This is a genomic window from Hydrogenivirga sp., assembly GCF_056450045.1.
On sequence record NZ_JBWONM010000055.1, the window covers coordinates 1 to 2,501 of the forward strand.

General features: G+C 51.5%; 4 protein-coding genes. 3 read left to right on the plus strand and 1 reads right to left on the minus strand.

Translation table 11 applies throughout. From position 1 onward, the window contains the following. On the plus strand, positions 1 to 860 hold an 860-nt coding region (locus AC1HCM_RS02160; protein WP_479460134.1), incomplete at its 5' end, for a TolC family protein. Beyond that, positions 857 to 1,930, plus strand: coding sequence for an efflux RND transporter periplasmic adaptor subunit (locus AC1HCM_RS02165; RefSeq protein ID WP_479460135.1), 1,074 nt, complete (start codon positions 857 to 859; stop codon positions 1,928 to 1,930). The genes AC1HCM_RS02160 and AC1HCM_RS02165, both read left to right, overlap by 4 nt. 105 nt (positions 1,931 to 2,035) lie before the next feature. Here the strand turns inward: AC1HCM_RS02165 and AC1HCM_RS02170 are convergent, their stop codons facing one another. Beyond that, entirely contained in the window at positions 2,036 to 2,224 is a 189-nt protein-coding gene (locus AC1HCM_RS02170; protein ID WP_479460136.1) for a hypothetical protein, read from the minus strand. A 27-nt stretch (positions 2,225 to 2,251) separates the two neighbouring features. On the opposite strand from AC1HCM_RS02170, the gene AC1HCM_RS02175 reads away from it, so the two are divergent. Next, the coding region (locus tag AC1HCM_RS02175; RefSeq protein WP_479460137.1) for an efflux RND transporter permease subunit at positions 2,252 to 2,501 on the plus strand (250 nt) is incomplete at its 3' end.

Consider the following 2,501-nt stretch of genomic DNA (forward strand, 5'->3'; position numbering starts at 1 on the left):
CCTTTGAAAGCGCTGTGGAGTCCAGAAAGAGAAGGCTCTTAGCTCAGGTTTACAGAACCTTCTACAGGGCGCTGTGGATCAGGGAGCTCCTGAGGATAAGAGAGGAGAGCTTGAGGACCGCCAAGGCAGTGGAGGAGTTTGTAAGGAGAGCTTACTCTCTGGGAGAGGTGACAGAGCTTGAACTCCTCAGAGCTGAGAGAGAAAAGAGTATAGAAGAGGTCCAGCTTGAGGTCACCCGCACCCGCTACGAGGCTGAGCTTAAGGTCCTTTCAGGACTCCTCAACACGGAAGTGAATGAGGTTGAAGGGGAGCTCTTCCGGATCCCCAACCTTAGAGACCTGTCTTACGAAGAGCTCCCGGAGGTAAAGGCTCTATCAAAGAGAGCTCAGGCACTTGAGGAAAGGGTCAGGCTGGAGAAGGCAAGGGCTAAGCCTTCCCTTGGAGCTGGGTTCGTCGTTGAGAATGCGGACGGCTATTACGGACTGAGGGTTTTTCTGACCCTTGAGCTTCCAGCCTTTTACCGTAGGCAGGGAGAGATAATCCAGTACTCAGCTCTCAGAAGGGCGGTGCTCAAGAGGAAGGAGGCACAGGTAGTGATGCTAAGAAGAAGGATTGAGTCTGTGAGGCTTCAGATGGAAACTTTAGGCAGGGAGCTGGAAAGGATAGAGAGCAGGCTTTTACCCCAGGCTCAGAAGGAGCTGGAGCTTGCTCTCAGGAGCTACAGGCTCAGGGTCATAACCCTCTTAGAGCTGTCGGACGTTCGGCGCAGGTACTACGAGCTCCTGATAAAGAGGGCGGAGCTCGGCTTCCGGCTTCACGAGGTTTACTCCCAGTTCATAGAGATAGGAGGATGGAGATGAGAAGGTTGGCATTCCTAATTATGGCTCTTGCTCTTGTGTCCTTCGGAGGAGAAGAGCATAAGGAAGAGATACACCTTACCGAAGCACAGATTGAGGAGCTTGGCATAAGGCTACACAAGGTCAAGCGGGAACCAGCAGGCAGGGTGATAAAGATTCCGGCTCAGGTGGAGGAAAACCCGCTCACGAGCTACAGGATACACAGTCCGGCGGAGGGTATAGTCAGAAAGCTCTACGTCAAGGAAGGGGACTACGTAAAGAAGGGCGAGCCGGTAGCACAGATATACTCTCCCGAGCTTGCAAACCTGATAGGTGAGCTGAGAATGGCTGAGGTGAGGATGGAGAGTGCGAAGAAGGTATACGAGAGAGACAGAGAGCTGTACGCTCAGAAGGTTATACAGTACACCCGCTTTTACAACTCAATGGTCGCCTACGAAAGGGCTAAGGGGGAGTATGAGGCGCTCCTCAGCAGACTGAAGAGTTACGGAGAGGTGGAAGGCTACCACCTGCTTCTGAGGTCTCCGGGAGACGGGTACGTGGTTCGTCAGAATGTTGTTCTCGGCGAGAGCGTGGGACTGGATAGAGAACTTTTCTCCATACACCTTCACGATGTTCTATGGGTTTACGGAATGGCGGATGAAAAGTCTGCAAGGCATCTGAAGGAAGGGATGAGGGCGAATGTAATCACCGCCGAAGGCGGTCTTTCCTGCACCATAGACTACATAGGACATGAAGTTGACAGAAAGACCCGCAGGGTGAAGGTAAGGTGCATAGCAAGGAACAGAGACCACCTTCTGAAGCCGGGCATGTTCGTAACTCTGACGCTCAGGACAGAGGGCAGAAGGGCTATCGTGATTCCAAAAACCGCCGTTCAGGAGATAGAGGGCAGAAAGGTCGTCTTTGTGAGAAACGAAGAGGGATTTGAGCCGAGGAACGTCGCGATACTCAGGGAGATTGATGGCTACTACGTGATAGGTGAGGGTCTGAGAGAGGGAGAGGTGATAGCTGTCAGCGGAACCGTATTCCTGAAGACGAAGCTAACGGGCATAGAAGAGGGCGGACATGCTCACTGAGGGCTCTTTTCCTTCTTGTCAAGATAGTAGGCTATGGGGAGTAAAAGCAGATAAGCCAAGATTAATGCCACCGTACCACCTAAAACGAGCCATACAAGAAAGTCTTTACTCTCCATATAGGTATAGTATAGCTCCGAATATTATCGTTGCTACCCCTAAGCTAAAAAGCGTATTTATGACATGTTCTGAGGCGGAGTTAGAAACGCTCAAAATCATAGCTCCCACAGATACACCTACACCCCAGTTCCTGAAGGTCTCCCCAAAGAACCTGCTGAGCCTCTTTACCCTTTTCACCCATGAGTATTTTAACGGAGGTAAGAGATGTTCAGGTTAGTGCTCAAGTTCAGGCTTTTGGTCATGCTCGCTCTTGTGGGCGTTATAGCGTACGGAGTTTACAGTTTTGAAAAACTTCCGATAGACGCCTTCCCTGACCCCACACCCGTTCAGGTAAACATATACACCGAAGCTCCCGGGCTCTCTGCGGAGGAGGTGGAGACCCTTATAACGATACCCATAGAGTCGGTCATGAACGGGCTCAAAGAAGTAAAGATCGTGCGGACCGTTTCCCTGC

What these genes read in the sequence shown, in the direction of transcription:
- AC1HCM_RS02165 (WP_479460135.1), top strand. Translation starts at nt 857, where the DNA reads ATGAGAAGGTTGGCATTCCTAATTATGGCTCTTGCTCTTGTGTCCTTC.